Here is a 16488-nt window from a genome sequence, read left to right as displayed (position 1 = left end):
CCTGGGGGAGGTCGGCGAAGCACAGCGAACAGGGGACGGTCGTGCGGCGGCCCCGGCGTGCGCACACCAGCGGGCCTCACCTCGGAGGTGACGCAGAGGTTAAGAGGACTAGACCAGTGGGGTCAATAGGTACGGACCAATGGCCGGGATACCTGGGGATGTGCCGCAGAGGGGGCTCGGGGGCGGAGGGTCACACTCCGCTACGAGCTGTGACTCAGGCCACAGGCGTTCGCTCGTATGGCCGACGATCAGTCGTGGCACACTGACCCTGTACCAGCAGCAGCGCACTCCGGGGTCGGTGTAATTCCGAACCGGCGGTAATAGTCCGCGACCCGGCCGCATCCAGTGGCCGGTTGACCAGGTGGAATTCCTGGACCGACGGTGAAAGTCCGGATGGGAGGCAGTGCGCGGCGGGCGGACCTGGCAAGGGTCACGTCGGCCGTTGTTCCGTTTCGCCCTCCGTGGCGATCGGTGTCCTTCGGCCGTGCGTGAGCTGTATCCATGGTCCATTTCCCGCTCTCTGTCGTCATCGACAGGCCCCGGAGTCCGTGCCCGAAGAGGCAGGAGGACCCGGTGGCCACCGCAGCCGACGCAGACGCCATGCGCCGAGCCATTGAGCTCGCCGCGCGCGGACTCGGCTCCACCAGCCCCAACCCGGTCGTCGGGTGCGTCATCACCGACGCCTCGGGCGCCGTCGTCGGCGAGGGCTTCCACCGCAGAGCGGGCGGCCCGCACGCCGAGGTCCACGCACTCGCCGACGCGGGCGAGCGGGCCCGGGGCGGCACCGCGTACGTCACCCTCGAACCCTGCAACCACACCGGTCGCACCGGCCCCTGCGCCCAGGCGCTGATCGAGGCCGGCGTCAGCCGGGTCGTGTACGCGGTCGGCGACCCGAACCCGCAGGCCACCGGCGGTGCCGACACCCTGCGGGCGGCCGGCGTCCAGGTCGAGCAGGGCCTGCTCACCGAGGAGGCCGAGGCGGGCAACGCCGCCTGGCTCACCTCCGTACGCCTCGGCCGTCCCTATGTCCTGTGGAAGTACGCGGCCACCCTCGACGGGCGGATCGCGGCCCAGGACGGCACCAGCCGCTGGATCAGCTCCGCCGAGTCCCGCGCCGACGTCCACCGGCTGCGCGCCGAGGCCGACGCGGTGGTCGTCGGCTCCGGCACCGCCCGCACCGACGACCCCCACCTGGCCGTACGCGGCATCGAGGACGCCGTCCAGCCGCTGCGGGTCGTCGTCGACACCGAGGCCAAGGCCGTGCGGCCCGGCGCCCGGGTCCTCGACGACGCGGCGCCCACCCTGATCGCGGTCGCCGAGGACGCCGACACCGGCCACCTCGCGGACGTCGACGTCGTACGGCTGCCCCGCACCGCCACCGGACTGGACATCCCCGCACTGCTCGCCGAACTGCACGGGCGCGGCGTGCGGTCCGTACTCCTCGAAGGCGGGCCGACCCTGGCCGGGGCCTTCGTCGCCGCGGGCGCGGTCGACAAGGTCGTCGGCTATCTCGCCCCCGTCCTGCTCGGCGCGGGCCCGGCGGCCCTGACCGGGGCCCACATCACCACCCTCACCGACGCGCTGCGGCTCGAACTGACCGAGACCGTCCGCGTCGGAGCGGACCTCCGCATCACCGCAACTCCCGTATCTGCCACTGCCGTTACGTCCACTGCCAAGGAGCGATGAGCGTGTTCACCGGAATCGTCGAAGAGCTGGGTGAGGTAACCGCCGTCGAGAAGCTCGGCGACTCCTCCCGCTTCCGTCTGCGCGGCCCCGTCGTCACCGAGGGCGCCGGGCACGGCGACTCGATCGCCGTCAACGGCGTCTGTCTGACCGTCGTGGAGTTCGGCGACGGCGAGTTCACCGCCGACGTGATGGAGGAGACGCTCAAGCGCTCCAGCCTCGGCGCGCTCGAAGTCGGCTCCCGGGTCAACCTGGAGCGGCCGATGGCCGTCGGCGGCCGCCTCGGCGGGCACATCGTCCAGGGCCACGTCGACGGCACCGGCACCATCGTGTCGCGCACGCCGTCCGAGAACTGGGAGATCGTCAAGGTCTCGCTGCCGTCGGAGCTCACCCGTTACGTCGTGGAGAAGGGCTCGATCACCGTCGACGGCGTCAGCCTCACGGTCGTCGACGCGGGCCCCGACTACTTCACCATCAGCCTCATCCCGACCACCCTCGCGCTGACCACGCTCGGCCTGAAGCAGCCCGGCGACCCGGTCAACCTGGAGGTCGACGTGATCGCCAAGTACGTCGAGCGCCTGCTCGGCGCACGCGGCCAGGAGGACCCCAAGTGAACTGGCTCAACTCCGAGGCCTTCACCGCCTTCGACCAGCACATCATGTGGTCCGACATGATCGGCAACACGATCGGTCTGGCCGCCCTCGCGCTCGGCTGGCGGCGCTCCATATGGACCTGGCCCGCCCAGTTCCTCTCCGGCGTCATCCTGCTGGCCGCGTTCAGCACGGCCCACCTCTCCGGCAGCGCCGGCAAGCAGGTCGTGGTCATCGTGGTGGCGCTGTGGGGCTGGTACCAGTGGCAGAACGGCAAGCGGCAGGGCCAGGACGGTTCCGTCGCGGTGCGCTTCGCCAGCTGGCGCGAGCGCGGACTGCTCGTCGCGGGCGCGGCGCTCGGCACCCTCGCGGTCGGCGCCCTGTTCACCGCGTTCCCGACGCTGTCGTGGGACCCGTGGCCCGACGCGTACATCTTCGTCGGCACGGTCGTCGCCATGTACGCCCAGGCGCGCGGCATGGTCGAGTTCTGGCTCGCGTGGCTGCTGGTGGACGCCGTGGGCGTGCCGCTCAACTTCGCCAACGGCTTCGCCTTCTCCGGCTTCGTCTACGTCATCTACGGCGCGATCGTCCTGTGGGGACTGCGCGACTGGTGGCTGCGCTCCCGTACGAGTGCGCGGCCCGTCCTGGAAGGAGCGGCGGCATGAGCGCCACGACACCCACCTGGTACTCCACCGACAACCGCGAGGACCTGTCCCTCGACCCCGTCGAGCAGGCGATCCGCGACATCGCGGCCGGTCGGCCGGTCGTGGTCGTCGACGACGAGGACCGCGAGAACGAGGGCGACCTCGTCATCGCGGCCGAGAAGGCGACCCCCGAGATCGTCGCGTTCATGATGAGCGAGTGCCGCGGTCTGATCTGCGCGCCCATGGAGGGCGAGGTGCTCGACCGGCTCCAGCTGCCCCAGATGGTCGACCACAACACCGAGTCGATGAAGACGGCGTTCACCGTCTCGGTCGACGCGTCCGCCGCGCACGGCGTCTCCACCGGCATCTCCGCCGCCGACCGCGCCACCACGCTGCGCCTGCTCGCCGACGGGGGCTCGGACGCCGGGGACTTCGTGCGCCCCGGGCACATCTTCCCGCTGCGCGCCAAGCCCGGCGGTGTGCTGGTCCGCAACGGCCACACCGAGGCCGCCGTCGACCTCGCCCGGCTCGCGGGGCTCGCCCCGGCCGGCGCCATTGTGGAGATCGCGGGCGAGGACGGCGTGATGCTGCGGCTGCCCGAGCTCATCCCGTTCGCCCGCAAGCACGGCCTGACGATCATCTCCATCGAGGACCTGATCGCCTACCGCCGCTCCGCCGAGCCGACCGTGCGCCGCGAGGCCGAGGTGCATCTGCCCACCTCCTTCGGCGAGTTCACCGCCTTCGGCTACCGCTCCACCGTCGACGGCGTCGAGCACGTCGCCCTGGTCCACGGCGAGATCGGCGACGGCGAGGACGTGCTCGTGCGCGTCCACTCCGAGTGCCTGACCGGCGACATCTTCCACTCGCAGCGCTGCGACTGCGGCCCCCAGCTCCAGGCCTCCATGGAGCGCATCACCGAGGCGGGCCGCGGCGTCGTCGTCTATCTGCGCGGCCACGAGGGGCGCGGCATCGGCCTGCTCTCCAAGCTCCGCGCGTACGAACTCCAGGAGCAGGGCCGCGACACGCTCGACGCCAACCTGGAGCTCGGGCTGCCCGCCGACGCCCGCGACTACGCGGCCGGTGCGCAGATCCTGCAGAACCTGGGCGTGCGCAGCCTGCGCCTGATGACCAACAACCCCGACAAGACCACCGCCCTGGTGCGGCACGGCCTCAAGGTCAGCGGCCGCGAGCCGATGCCGGTCCAGGCGGGCGAGCACAATCTGCGCTACCTGCGCACCAAGCGGGACCGGATGGGACACGACCTGCCCTGGCTGGACGCGACCGCGTCGGCCTGCGGCAACCAGTAACACAGCACATAAGACACCAACGAGAACGAGCACCGAAGCACCGAGGAGACAAGCACGTGAGTGGCAAGGGCGCACCCGAACTGTCCGTACGCAACTGCGCAGACCTCCGGGTCGCGGTCATCGCGGCGCAGTGGCACGAGAAGGTGATGGACGGACTCGTCGACGGCGCCCTGCGCGCGCTGCACGAGCTCGGCATCGACGAGCCGACGCTGCTGCGCGTCCCCGGCAGCTTCGAGCTGCCGGTCGTCGCGAAGGTGCTGGCGGGGCGCGGGTACGATGCGGTCGTCGCGCTCGGCGTCGTCATCAGGGGCGGTACACCGCACTTCGACTACGTGTGCCAGGGTGTGGCCAACGGTCTCACCCAGGTCAGCATCGACACCGGCGTACCCATCGGGTTCGGCGTGCTGACCTGCGACACCGAGGAGCAGGCCCTGGACCGGGCCGGCCTCGAAGGGTCGAACGAGGACAAGGGGCACGAAGCGGTCACCGCCGCCGTCGCCACGGCCGCCACGCTGCGCACCGTCAGCGAACCCTGGCGCTGAGTGGCCGGGATCCACCCCTTACCCTAAGAGCATCATGGCGAACAAACCCTCCAAGAGTTTCGAAGAGCTCTTCACCGAGCTCCAGCTCAAGGCCGCCAACGGCGACCCGTCCACCTCCCGCACCGCCGAGCTGGTGGACAAGGGTGTGCATGCCATCGGCAAGAAGGTCGTCGAGGAGGCCGCCGAGGTCTGGATGGCCGCCGAGTACGAGAGCAAGGACGCCGCCGCCGAGGAGATCTCCCAGCTGCTGTACCACGTCCAGGTGATGATGGTCGCGCGCGGGATCTCCCTCGACGACGTCTACGCCCACCTCTGAGCACACCCGAACATCCCACCCCCTTACGTGAAGGAAGCTGACCTCATGCTGCGCATCGCCGTCCCCAACAAGGGTTCACTGTCCGGACCTGCGTCGGCGATGCTCCATGAGGCCGGCTACCAGATGCGCAAGGAGTCCAAGGAACTCGTCCTGGTCGACCCCGAGAACGAGGTCGAGTTCTTCTATCTCCGCCCCCGCGACATCGCGATCTACGTCAGCTCCGGCCGCCTGGACATCGGCATCACCGGCCGCGACCTGCTGCTCGACTCCGGCGCCGACGCGGAGGAGATCCTGCCGCTCGGCTTCGCCCGCTCGACCTTCCGCTACGCCACCAAGCCGGGCACGGCCAAGGGTGTCGGCGACTTCGACGGGATGACGATCGCCACCTCGTACGAGGGCATCGTCGCCCAGCACCTCAAGGACAGCGGCGTCGACGCCTCCGTGGTGCACCTGGACGGCGCCGTCGAGACCGCCATCGAGCTGGGCGTCGCCCACGTGATCGCGGACGTCGTAGAGACCGGCACCTCGCTGCGCAACGCGGGCCTCGAAGTGATCGGCGAGCCGATCATGAAGTCCGAGGCCGTCGTCATCCGGCGCACCGGCGCGGACATCGAAGAGCCCAAGGTGCAGCAGTTCCTGCGCCGCCTCCAGGGCGTCCTGGTGGCCCGCAGCTACGTGATGATGGACTACGACTGCCGCGCCGAGCACCTGGAGCGGGCCGTCGCCCTCACCCCGGGCCTGGAGTCGCCGACCGTCTCGCCGCTGCACAACGAGGGCTGGGTCGCGGTGCGCGCCATGGTCCCGGCCAAGGAGGCCCAGCGGATCATGGACGACCTGTACGAGCTGGGCGCCCGGGCCATCCTCACCACGGCCATCCACGCCTGCCGTCTCTGACCGGCCTGTTCACCCTTATTCACCCCCGTACGGAAGTGACGTACCCCGTGTCCGCCCCCGCGCCCCAACTCCCCGTTCTCCCGGTCACGTTCCGGCCGACCCGCACCCGGGCCGTCCTGCTGACCGTCGGCACCGTGATGTTCGCGGTGCTCACCGGAGTCGCCCTGCTCCTGGAGAACATGAGCGGGGGCGAGCGGGCCAGCTTCGTGTTCACCGCGGCGATGTTCTTCGCGGTCCTCGCGCTGCTGAGCCGCCCCAAGGTCGTCGCCGACGACACGGGCGTCACGGTCGTCAACCTCACCCGTACGCGGCGGCTCGCCTGGGCGGAGATCCTGCGCGTGAACCTGCGCCCCGGCGACCCCTGGGTCTTCCTGGACCTCAGCGACGGCACCAGCCTGCCCGCGCTCGGCATCCAGCCCGGCATCGCCAAGGAGCAGGCCATACGCGACGCCCGCGCGCTGCGCGCCCTCGCCGAGTCCCACGGCACCGGCCAGGACGGCTGACCCGCCGCATCGCGCACCGGGGCAAGCATTGCGGCGACGATCTCAATGGCTACCCTGGTGACGGTGGCGCCCATCGCGCCCCGCCCCGCGCACTGGCAGCACGATCGGCCGACGGGGCACCAGCGACCCGAGGAGTGACTCCCTCCAGCAATGGACGGATCGTCCGGTAGTATCTGCGCCGCCCCCTCGTACGAGGCGGCGGCATGACCATCCCGCTTCTGCTGCTCGCCGCGGCATTCCTTCTCATCCTCGCCAACGGCTTCTTCGTGGCCGCCGAATTCGGCCTGATCACGGTCGAGCGGCCGGACGCCGAGCAGGCCGCCGCCGACGGCGACCGCCGCGCCTCCGCCGTCGTCAAGGCCCTGCGCGAGCTCTCCTTCCAGCTCTCGGGCACCCAGCTCGGCATCACCATCACCTCGCTCGTCGTCGGCATGCTCGCCGAGCCCGCGCTCGCCGGACTGCTCGACGGGCCGCTCGCCGCGACCGGGCTGCCGGACGGTGTGGTGCCCGGGGTGAGCGTCGTCGTCGGCATGCTGCTCGCCTCCGCCGTCCAGATGGTGATCGGCGAACTCGTACCGAAGAACTGGGCGGTCTCACGCCCGCTCCAGGTCGCCCGGTTCGTCGCCGGTCCGCAGAGCCGCTTCTCCCGGCTCTTCCGGCCGGTGATCTCCCTGCTCAACACCGTCGCCAACCGTCTCGTACGGGCGCTCGGCGTGGAGCCCGCCGACGAGCTGGCCTCCGCGCGTACACCTGGTGAACTGGTCTCCCTGGCCCGCCACTCGGCGCGCGCCGGGGCGATCGAGCAGGACACCGCCGACCTGTTCGTCCGCACGCTGGCGCTGCGCCGGCTCACCGCGGAGAACGTGATGACGCCGCGCGTGAAGGTGAGCGCGCTGCAGACGTCCGCGACCGCCGCCGACGTCCTCAACCTCACCCGGGCCACCGGCCTGTCCCGCTTCCCCGTCTACCGGGAGCGGATCGACGAGGTGGTCGGCATGGTCCACCTCAAGGACGCGCTCGCGGTCCCGCCGCAGGACCGGCGGCGCACCCCGGCCGCCCGGATCGCAGTACCGCCGCTGCTGGTTCCCGAGACGCTGCCGGTGCAGCAGCTGCTTGAGCGGCTGCGCAGCGAGCAGCCGATAGCCGTCGTCGTCGACGAGTACGGCGGCACGGCCGGGGTCGTCACCCTGGAGGACATCGTCGAGGAGCTCGTCGGCGAGGTGCGCGACGAGCACGACGCCGAGGGCGAGACCCCGCCCGAACTCGCCGTGGTGGCGGGCGAGGACGGCCGCCAGGCGTGGGAGGCCGACGGCAGCTGCCGGGTGCTGAGCCTGCGGCGCATAGGCCTGGACGCGCCGGACGGCCCGTACGAGACGGTGGCAGGACTTGTCGCCGATCTGCTGGGCCGCATCCCCGTCCCCGGCGACCGCGCCGAACTGCCCGGCTGGCGGATCCAGGTCCGCCAGGTCGAGCGGTACCGGGCGGAGCGGGTGCGGTTCGTGCGTACGGCCGACGTCAAGAGTGTGGCGGAGGCCGTGCGATGAGCTTGCTGCAACTCCTGTTCGCCCTGCTTCTCGTGCTGACGAACGGCTTCTTCGTGGGGGCCGAGTTCGCCCTCGTCTCCGTGCGCCGCAGCCAGATCGAACCGCTCGCCGCGACGTCCGCGCGGGCCCGGCAGGTGCTGCACGGTCTGGAGAACCTGCCACGCATGATGGCGGCGGCCCAGTTCGGCATCACCGTCTGCTCGTTGACGCTCGGCGCGGTGGCCGAGCCCACCGTGGCCAAGCTCCTGGAGCCGGTGTTCCACGCGGCCCGGGTCCCCGACGGTCTGGTCCATCCGCTGGGTTACGCGATCGCGCTGGCGCTCGTCGTCTTCCTGCATCTCGTCATCGGCGAGATGGTCCCCAAGAACCTGGCCATGGCGGCCCCCGAGAAGACCGCGCTCTGGTTCAGCCCGGGTCTGGTCGCCTTCGCCCGGGTCTGCCGTCCGGTGACCGTGGCACTCGGCGCCTGCGCGCGTCTGGTGCTGCGGGCGTTCCGGGTGGAGCCGAAGGACGAGGTGGAGGCCGTCTTCACCAGCGAGCAGCTGAACCGGCTGGTGGAGGACTCCGGCCAGGCGGGTCTGCTCGGCCCGCAGGAGCAGGAGCGCCTGGAGGACGCGCTGGAGCTGGGCAGCCGCCCGGTGACGGATGTGCTCCTGGACCGGGGCTCGCTGGTCACGGTCGGGTGCTCGGTCACACCCCGGGAGGTGGAGGAGCTGACGGTCCGTACGGGCTACTCGCGCTTCCCGGTGTGCGCGGAGAGCGGCGCGTTCATGGGGTTCCTGCACGTCAAGGACGTACTGGACCTGGAGGACCGGGAGCGCGCGGTGCCGCAGCACGTGTGGCGTCCGCTGGCCACGCTGCGGGCGGAGCTGCCGCTGGACGACGCGCTCACGGTGATGCGGCGTGCGGCGGCGCACCTTGCGCAGGTGGCGGATGCGTCGGGGCGGGTCCTTGGGCTGGTGGCTCTGGAGGACGTGCTGGAAATGCTGGTGGGCGAGGTCCGCGACCCGTCCCATCGGATGTTCCCGATCCAACCGAGGAAGGACCCGGCGGAGCAGGCGCTGGCGGGTTGACCGGGGGATTGACCCCCACCCCGCCCCTTCCCTAAACCCTCCGGGGGTGGGTGGGGGTTGGGGTGGGCTGCCGGGGGCTACGTCCCCGGACCCCCGGGCGGGGCCTGCGGCCCCTGCACCCCGCTGGGGGGTGGGTACGCGGGGCTTCGCCCCTGCGCCCCGCTTCGGCTGCGGATCGTGCTGGGTTGCTCGCGCAGTTCCCCGCGCCCCTAACTACCTAGGGGCGCGGGGAACTGCGCGCTCAGCCCAAGACGGCCCGCAGCCGACGAACCCGGCCGCCCGCCAAGGGCTTTCGGGAAGGGGCGGGGTGGGGAAGCTACAGCGGGTCCACCGGGCCGCCCCGCCCCGACAGCACCTCCCCGTACGCCTGCATCAGGTCCGGCAGCCGCAGCGTCGACAGGTCGTCGCGGCCCGGCGTGGTCGGGTACATCGACAGCCGCAGGTCACGGTACGCGCAGCTCTTCTCGTACAGCGTGCGCAGAAAGCGACCGTTCCCCAGCTCGTCGATCCACCCCTGGTCCACCACATGCCCGCTGATCGAGCGCAGCTCGTCAAGCGCCTCCTCGTCCCACACGTCCCCGTTCTCCGCCGCCAACACCTCACCGATCGCGGTCAGTTCGAGGGGTCGGTAGGAGGGGAAGTCCACGCGGGTGGTGAAGCGGGAGGACAGGCCGGGGTTGGCGGCGAGGAGGCGGTCCATCCCCTCGGGGTAGCCCGCGAGGATCACCACGAGGTGGTCGCGGTTGTCCTCGGCCCGCTTGAGGAGCACCTGAAGCGCCTCGTCGCCGTACGCGTCGCCCTTGCTGTAGCCGGAGTTGGACAGGCTGTACGCCTCGTCCACGAAGAGGACGCCGCCGAGTGCCGAGTCGATCAGCTCGTTCGCCTTGACGGCCGTCTGGCCGAGGAACTCGCCCACCAGATCGGCCCGTTGGGCCTCCACCAGATGGTCTCCGCCGAGCAGGCCGAGCGCGTAGAAGACCCGGCCCAGAATGCGCGCGACCGTGGTCTTGCCGGTGCCTGAGGGGCCGGAGAAGACAAAGTGACGTTTCGGCGGCTGTACGGGCAGACCCTGCCCGACCCGTAGCCGGGCCATGTTGAGCTGCGCCGACAGCGCCTTCACCTGGCGCTTGACCGGTTCGAGGCCGACCATCCGCTCCAGCTCGGCCAGGGCCTGCGCGAGCAGGGCCGAGTCCGTCGGGCCGGTCGGGACCGGCGGCGGCCCGGGCTGGGCCGGGATGCCCGGCTTCTCCCGTACGCCTTCGGGCCGAGGCGGCACCGCGGCCGGACCTCCGAGCGGCACCCGTACCTCGCGGCCCTCCGGCGGTTCGAGCCCCTGCGCCGCCTCGCTCTCGACCGGGCCGCCGTCGGCGATGCTGTCCTGGCCGAGTCCTGCCAGCGAGACGGCCGCGAGATCGGCCGGGTCGTCGGGGCCGTACGCGCCGTCGAGGCCGTCCGACTCGGTGATCGCGGCCAACCGCGCCGAGGTGTCCATGAACGCCGGGTCGACCCGGTGCACCGCCCGGTAGAGCGGCAGCGCGGCGGCCGAGCGGCCGGTGCCCTCATGGGCCCGGGCCAGCCAGTACCGCAGCTCCTTGCGCTGCGGCTGTTCGCTGCGGCAGCGCATCAGCGCCGCCGAGAGCAGCGGCTCGGCCTGCCCGAACATCTCCAGACGTACCCGCGCCATCCCGCCGAACAGTCCGGCCTCGATCCCGAGCAGCGGATCGCCGAGCAACGGCTCGGTGTGGCGCACCAGTTGGTCCCAGTCCTTGACCAGATACGCCCGGCAGGCGTGCAGGAAGCGGACCTGGGGGTCGGCGTCGACCGGTGGCAGACCGGCCAGTGCGCGGTCCAGTTCGGGCACATGGCGGCCGTCCAGCCAGTGCGAGGCGTGCGCGAGCAGCAGATCGCGCGGGCTCTCCAGGACCGGCTGGACCCACCAGCCCAGCCAGTACCAGGAGTTGAGGGTCCGTCGGTGCCGGGCGCGCTGTTCGCCGAAACGTTCTCGATGGCGGTACATGCGCAGCAGCGCCGTGGTGGTGTCCACCCGCAGCGCATGCAGTCCCAGCCAGCCGTCCACCATGCCCGGATCCATCCGCACCGCGGTCCGGAACTCCTCCTCGGCCTGCGGATACGCGCCCATGGTGTACGCGTCGATGCCCCGCAGCCAGGCGAGATCGGCCGGGGCGTGCGAGCCCTGCGTGCCGAAGTCCATCACGTCCCCCACCACCGTGCCCCCGTGCTGAACCGCCAATTCACAGAAGGGAATTGACGGGAATTGACCGCACCAGGTGCATCGTACCCGCGAGGGGGCCCCGTACCGAAGGGTGCGGAGAGGGGAGCGGAAGCACGACGTGGCCGGTGACCGAGGGTGAGCGAAAAGCGTCGACGCGGTGCGATCAAGACGCTGGAATGGCAGAACGAAGCCCCCGATCACGGGGGAACAACCGGGGGCTTCGCGTCTGCGGCGGCTCCGGAAAGCCGCACATTCAGAACGTAAGACCTGTACGGCCCTTGGGTCAAGCGGAGTTGAGCCTCTGGGAGGGGCGGTTTTACGACGGTTCAGCGGGGTGGGGGGAAGCCATCACCGTCCGTGACGGAACGGTGTGCGGTGGGTGCGGAATCGCGCCTCTGACGCCACTCGTACCCCTCCTGACCCTGGCGTACCAGTACATCGGCATACGGAAGGGAGGGATCCGCAGCGAAATGGCGCATCTCCGCCGCCGTCCACTCGTCCCAGAAGCCGGAAAGAGCCGTTCCGTCCCTTCGGCGCCCGCGCTCCCAGGACGCCTCGGCGGCCATTTCCATCCACACGAGCAGCGCCAGCCACGGCCGCACCGCCCGTCGGCCCGCCCCCACGCCCTCGACGATCACCACCGGCGCGGGCTCCAACGGGGTGGGCTCGCCGAAGCGGCGCGCGTTCCAGTCGTATACGGCGAGCCGTCCGGCCTCCCCTCGCGCGAAGGGGTCGAGCACCTGCTCGCGCAGCCGATGCGTCCAGGCGAAGAACTCCTCGTGCGTGGCGAGGTCGTCCAGATGCACCACCGGCGCCCCGCCGAGCGCCGCCGCGAGCCGCGCGGCGAACGTGGACTTGCCGGAGCCCGCGTGGCCGTCGACGCCGATCAGCCGGACCGAGCCGCAGGAGGGCGCGGCCGCGCGCACGAGGGCCGCGATCGCGTCGGGTTCTGCCATGCCCCCACCCTAGATCCACATCGGCGTCGCAGGTCACGCCAGTGGTCCAGACCCATATTGGTGGTGCCGCGCGGTGCGCGTCACTGGCAGAAGTCGGCCGGGACCCGCGATAGTTGGCCCACTGCCGTGCGCCCACCGCCCCATCCTTCGACTGGGGGTCCCGATCATGACCAGTTCCACCCCGCGCAGAACCGTCCTGGCCGCCGCGCTGGCGGCGGCCGCGGGCACCGCCGTCCCGGCCTCGGCGGCCGCCGCCCCGGCGACCGCGCGGCCCGCCGCGAGCCGCCCCTCGAAAGGCATCCCCTCGCTGGTGGACAACCGCGCCTGGACCTCGCATCCCGACTGGCGCTCCGGCGACGCGGAGGGCACCCGGGCCGTGCCGGGCCGCCGACCCGGTCTGGTCATCGCCCGCCCGGCGGGCCGCACCGACTACACCGACCCGCACACCAAGAAGACGGCCACCTGGGAGTACGCCACCTGGACCTCGCCGGTGCACCGCTCGGCCGTCCCGGCCACCGAGCTCGTCGCGCACTGGAACGCGCACACCCCGGCCGGCACCTGGCTCCAGGTCGAGCTCCTGGGCACCTACTCCGACTCCACGGCGACCCCCGCGTACGTCATGGGCCGCTGGACGGCGGGCGACGGCGACGCCGACATCCGGCGGACCTCGGTGGACGGCCAGAGCGACGGCAGGAGCACGATCTACACGGACACGTTCTCCATCGACAACGCGGCGAGCGGCCTGCGCCTGGCCTCGTACCGGCTGCGCCTCACCCTCTACCGCACCCCGGGCACCCGCCTCACCCCGACGGTGTGGCGGCTCGGCGCGATGGCCTCGGACATCCCGGACCGCTTCACCGTGCCCGCCTCCACCCCGGGGTACGCGGGCGAGCTGATCGTGCCGCGCTACTCGCAGGAGATCCACAAGGGCCAGTACCCGCAGTACGACAACGGCGGCGAGGCCTGGTGCAGCCCCACCTCCTCGCAGATGATCATCGAGTACTGGGGCCGCAGACCCACCCCGGCCGACCTCGCCTGGGTCGACCCGTCCTTCACCGACCCCCAGGTCTGCCACGCGGCCCGGTTCACCTACGACTACCAGTACCAGGGCTGCGGCAACTGGCCCTTCAACGCCGCGTACGCCACCACGTACCGCGACCTGAGCGCCGTGGTGACCCGGCTGCAGTCGCTGAACGACCTGGAGACGCTGATCCGGGCGGGCGTCGCGGCCATCACGTCGCAGTCGTTCCTCAAGACCGAGCTCACCGGCGCCGGTTACGGCACCTCCGGCCATCTGATGACGGTCATCGGCTTCACGCCGGACGGCGACGTGATCGCCAACGACCCGGCCTCGCCGAACGACCCGGCCGTGCGCCGCGTCTATCGGCGGCGCGAGTGGGAGAACATCTGGCTGCGGACCAAGCGGTACAACGCGAGCGGCAAGGTCGTCTCGGGCACCGGCGGCGTCTGTTATCTGTACTGGCCCGCGCACCCCGGCGAGCACGTCCGCAGGGCGCTCGCTTCGGTGGGAGTACGGGCCTGAGCAGGTCGCGCGGCCCCGGGGCGTGACCAACGTCTCTACCGCCGGGGCCGCATCCGCTGGCACTCTGAGACGGTCACCCGGGGGGACCGTCCGCTCTCGACGACCGAGTGAGTTCCCATGACGCTGCACGCGACCACCGCCGACGACCCGCGCGCCCTGGCCGAGCTGAGGGCCCGTACCGGCGGCCCCCAGGACGACGGCCCGCGCCTTTTGGAGCACGTGCTCGGCTGGACCCTCGTCGTGGTGCTCGCGATGCTGGTCACCCAGGTCGGGCTGCTGTGACCTGGAGGCCGGCCTTCCAGTGCCGCCCCGGGACGCCCACCAGGCCGTAGAGCCAGCGCACTGGCGAGCGCCGGGTGAGCAGCGTCACACCCGCGAGCACCGCGAAGAGGGGCAGGCCCAGCGCCCACCCCGTCAGGTGTACGAGAAGGCTGGCGCCGAGGGCCCCCACGAACGGCAGTCCGTAGACCCCGGCGGCCGCGATGCCCACCGCCACCATCCGGGGCACCTTGCGGTCCTCGTCGGCGCCCGGCAGCTGCCAGCCCTCGATCAGCCAGCCGATCTCGGTCAGGAACAGCGTGCCGAGCACGGCGGAGCCGAGGACGAGCAGGGCGAGGAACGTCCCCGAGGTCGCGAAGCGCAGCACGTTGTTGACCACGCTGTCCTGCGGCCAGTCGCGATAGGCGCGCACGCCGGTCGTGAGCGTTCTGCGGTAGCCGTCGCCGTCCCAGCCGTGGATCAGCGTCCCGAACAGCAGGAAGTGCCCGCCGACGCTCTGGAGATAGGCCCAGTAGCCCGCGCCGACCAGGACCAGGAATTGGGCCGCGAGGAATCCGAGCAGGGTGGCGACGACGATGCCCGCCGCGTAGAAGAGCACGAACCCGGCCCATACGCCGCTGTGGTCGGCGGCCACCTGCATGGTCGCCCAGGACGGGTTGTGCCACATCATGAACAGCCCGCTCGGGACGAGCAGCACCGCCGCGTAGAGCAGGGTGAGCGCGAGATACGGGTTGGCGGCGCGGCTGCGGGTGCGGACCCCTTCCCCGTACACCGAGCGCTCCCACCACTGGAGTTGGCGGCCCGCCGAGACGGCGAAGGTCGCGCCCGTTCCGTACGCCCAGAAGAGGGCCGCCTGGATCTGGATCACCGCGCCTCCTCTGTACGTCTCATGAGGCCGCCAGCTTGAGCCCGCCCGCGACGATCAAGTCCGAGGTGACGAGCGCCTGTTCGGCGCGCACATTCGTCATGAAGACGAAGGGCGGCACGAGCGGTGGCACCGGCAGTTTGTCCGGGGTGAAGGTGAGGCAGAGGACGCCTTCCAGGCAGCCGCTGAACTTGGTGAGGTAGAGCGTCACATCGCCGGTGAGGTCCAACGAGTCGGCGCTCAGGGCGAGTTCGTCATGGCCGTCGTGGGTGCTGAGACGGTAGTCGGTGAGCGAGGCGGAGTTCATCTTCAGGACCATCACCTTGACCGGGCCGCCCGCGCTCGGCACGGTGCGCACCCCGGCGAGCAGGAAGCCGTTCGGCGCGAACAGGGTCGTGGTCACCGTCGGCGTGACGCGCGGCACCTCGACCGTGCCGGGTGCGGGCGACTGCCGGGCGGTGGCCGGGGCGCCGAGGGCCATCAGCAGGGCCACCGGCAGCGCGGCCGCGAGCGTGCGTGTGCCGCGCCCGTCCACCGCGTCCGGGATCTCCGGTTCGCGCACCGGCGTCCAGGCGAACCCCATGGCGCTGCCGATGATGCCGAGCCCCATCCCGACCAGGAAGCCGCCCAGGTTGGTCGCGACGAACGAGAGCACCGACAGGAGCAGCGCGTTGATCGAGACGTAGTGCCGGGTGTGCGGCAGGAACCAGAGGAAGAGTCCGGCGACGACCAGCGCGAGCCCGATGCCGATGGCCGCGATCCCGCCGAGACCCAGGCTGACCAGGATCGTCAGCGGGGACAGCGGCACGAGCAGCAGCTCCGCGCCGCCGAGGATCAGCAGCAGCCCGGCCCAGAAGGGGCGGGTGCGGCGCCAGCGTCTGGCGAGGCGGCGGGCGTCCGGCAGTGGCAGCCTCCGGTCCAGCCACCCCTCGCTCAGAAGCACTGCTTGCCGCCGATGCTCACCGCGACCCGCATGCCCTTCAGCCGGAAGTTCCCGCCGGTCGCGGACCAGGCGTGCGAGCGCACCCCGGCGACCTCGATGTCCCCGGCCTGGAGGCCGAACTTCCCCTTCTCGCCGTGGACGCCGGGCACCTGGTCGAGCGTGGTGGCGTCCCGGCCGATCTCGGCGGTGCCGAAGCGGGCGTCCCCGACCAGGTCCTCGCCGTCGATGACCAGATTGCTGGCGGTCACCTCGCCCGCGTCACCGCCCGCCGTCAGTTTGAACACGACCGTGCCGAGCGGGGTCTTGACCTGGGCGGACTGGCAGATGTCGCTGAGCTTGGCGTCACCGATGCCGAGCAGCGCCACCGGGTGGCCCTTGCCGTCGACGGATCTGTCGGTCTGTACGTACGAGGCGAGGCCCTGGCTCGTCAGCTTCCCCGACGACACCTGGAAGCTGGTGCCGGAGACCGCGAACGAGGCGGCGAGTGCGCCCTCGGCCATCACATCGGCCATGATCCCGACCGCGAGAACTGCCGGCATCGCGACGAGCGCGGTCTTCTTCCAGGCGGTTCTG

The 16488-nt window shown here is 71.4% G+C and carries 17 protein-coding genes and 1 riboswitch; of the genes, 12 read left to right on the top strand and 5 right to left on the bottom strand.

Annotated elements, in window-relative coordinates; translation table 11 throughout:
• Positions 1-280 precede the first annotated feature (280 nt).
• Positions 281-411, top strand: a riboswitch (FMN riboswitch).
• Positions 412-573: 162 nt separating this feature from the next.
• The 10 genes from ribD to BG418_RS18870 all read left to right on the top strand — a co-directional run bounded on the left by ribD (position 574) and on the right by BG418_RS18870 (position 9096).
• The gene (gene ribD / locus BG418_RS18915) at positions 574-1686 is read left to right on the top strand and encodes a bifunctional diaminohydroxyphosphoribosylaminopyrimidine deaminase/5-amino-6-(5-phosphoribosylamino)uracil reductase RibD (protein ID WP_188275089.1); all 1113 of its coding nucleotides are present in this window, start codon (positions 574-576) and stop codon (positions 1684-1686) included.
• 2 nt (positions 1687-1688) lie between these two features.
• Positions 1689-2297 carry a riboflavin synthase gene (locus BG418_RS18910; RefSeq protein ID WP_188275122.1) on the top strand — a complete coding sequence of 203 codons (609 nt, stop codon included), beginning with the start codon at positions 1689-1691 and terminating at the stop codon, positions 2295-2297.
• Positions 2294-2938 (top strand): nicotinamide riboside transporter PnuC, encoded by a 645-nt coding sequence (locus tag BG418_RS18905; RefSeq protein WP_188275088.1) that lies wholly within the window; start codon positions 2294-2296, stop codon positions 2936-2938. Before BG418_RS18910 ends, BG418_RS18905 begins: the two co-directional genes overlap by 4 nt.
• On the top strand, positions 2935-4224 hold the full coding sequence (locus BG418_RS18900; RefSeq protein WP_188275087.1) for a bifunctional 3,4-dihydroxy-2-butanone-4-phosphate synthase/GTP cyclohydrolase II: 1290 nt from the start codon (positions 2935-2937) through the stop codon (positions 4222-4224). The genes BG418_RS18905 and BG418_RS18900 overlap by 4 nt, the downstream gene beginning before the upstream one ends.
• Positions 4225-4280: 56 nt before the next feature.
• Complete coding sequence (gene ribH, locus BG418_RS18895) at positions 4281-4766, top strand: 6,7-dimethyl-8-ribityllumazine synthase (protein ID WP_188275086.1); 486 nt, start codon at positions 4281-4283, stop codon at positions 4764-4766.
• Between the two features lie 34 nt (positions 4767-4800).
• A complete protein-coding gene (locus BG418_RS18890) occupies positions 4801-5082 on the top strand; it encodes a phosphoribosyl-ATP diphosphatase (RefSeq protein WP_188275085.1) in 282 nt (93 codons plus the stop codon).
• A 45-nt stretch (positions 5083-5127) separates the two neighbouring features.
• Complete coding sequence (hisG, locus tag BG418_RS18885) at positions 5128-5976, top strand: ATP phosphoribosyltransferase (protein WP_188275084.1); 849 nt, start codon at positions 5128-5130, stop codon at positions 5974-5976.
• Between the two features lie 47 nt (positions 5977-6023).
• Complete coding sequence (locus tag BG418_RS18880) at positions 6024-6479, top strand: PH domain-containing protein (RefSeq protein WP_188275121.1); 456 nt, start codon at positions 6024-6026, stop codon at positions 6477-6479.
• Between the two features lie 203 nt (positions 6480-6682).
• A complete protein-coding gene (locus BG418_RS18875) occupies positions 6683-8023 on the top strand; it encodes a hemolysin family protein (RefSeq protein ID WP_188275083.1) in 1341 nt (446 codons plus the stop codon).
• Positions 8020-9096 carry a hemolysin family protein gene (locus tag BG418_RS18870; protein ID WP_188275082.1) on the top strand — a complete coding sequence of 359 codons (1077 nt, stop codon included), beginning with the start codon at positions 8020-8022 and terminating at the stop codon, positions 9094-9096. The genes BG418_RS18875 and BG418_RS18870 overlap by 4 nt, the downstream gene beginning before the upstream one ends.
• A gap of 316 nt (positions 9097-9412) precedes the next feature.
• Here the strand turns inward: BG418_RS18870 and BG418_RS18865 are convergent, their stop codons facing one another.
• Entirely contained in the window at positions 9413-11308 is a 1896-nt protein-coding gene (locus BG418_RS18865) for an AAA family ATPase (protein WP_188275120.1), read from the bottom strand.
• Positions 11309-11655: 347 nt separating this feature from the next.
• A complete protein-coding gene (locus tag BG418_RS18860) occupies positions 11656-12285 on the bottom strand; it encodes a uridine kinase (RefSeq protein ID WP_188275081.1) in 630 nt (209 codons plus the stop codon).
• 166 nt (positions 12286-12451) lie between these two features.
• Here BG418_RS18860 and BG418_RS18855 point away from each other — a divergent pair, with 166 nt between their 5' ends.
• On the top strand, positions 12452-13828 hold the full coding sequence (locus tag BG418_RS18855) for a peptidase C39 family protein (protein WP_188275080.1): 1377 nt from the start codon (positions 12452-12454) through the stop codon (positions 13826-13828).
• Positions 13829-13945: 117 nt separating this feature from the next.
• Positions 13946-14110, top strand: a complete 165-nt coding sequence (locus BG418_RS18850; protein ID WP_188275079.1) for an SCO1431 family membrane protein — start codon at positions 13946-13948, stop codon at positions 14108-14110.
• Here BG418_RS18850 and BG418_RS18845 read toward each other — a convergent pair.
• The 3 genes from BG418_RS18845 to BG418_RS18835 are packed head-to-tail and all read right to left on the bottom strand — an operon-like array spanning position 14088 to position 16454.
• Entirely contained in the window at positions 14088-14975 is an 888-nt protein-coding gene (locus BG418_RS18845; protein WP_188275078.1) for a hypothetical protein, read from the bottom strand. The genes BG418_RS18850 and BG418_RS18845 overlap by 23 nt on opposite strands.
• A 19-nt stretch (positions 14976-14994) precedes the next feature.
• On the bottom strand, positions 14995-15915 hold the full coding sequence (locus tag BG418_RS18840; protein ID WP_317453694.1) for a DUF6114 domain-containing protein: 921 nt from the start codon (positions 15913-15915) through the stop codon (positions 14995-14997).
• Complete coding sequence (locus BG418_RS18835; RefSeq protein WP_223185100.1) at positions 15906-16454, bottom strand: DUF6230 family protein; 549 nt, start codon at positions 16452-16454, stop codon at positions 15906-15908. The genes BG418_RS18840 and BG418_RS18835 overlap by 10 nt, the downstream gene beginning before the upstream one ends.
• Between the last annotated feature and the right edge of the window lie 34 nt (positions 16455-16488).

This window comes from Streptomyces sp. CBMA152, from assembly GCF_014596475.1.
GTDB lineage: Bacteria > Actinomycetota > Actinomycetes > Streptomycetales > Streptomycetaceae > Streptomyces.
The sequence above is the reverse complement of the archived record's forward strand: the minus strand, read 5'-3'. Positions and strand labels throughout refer to the sequence as shown.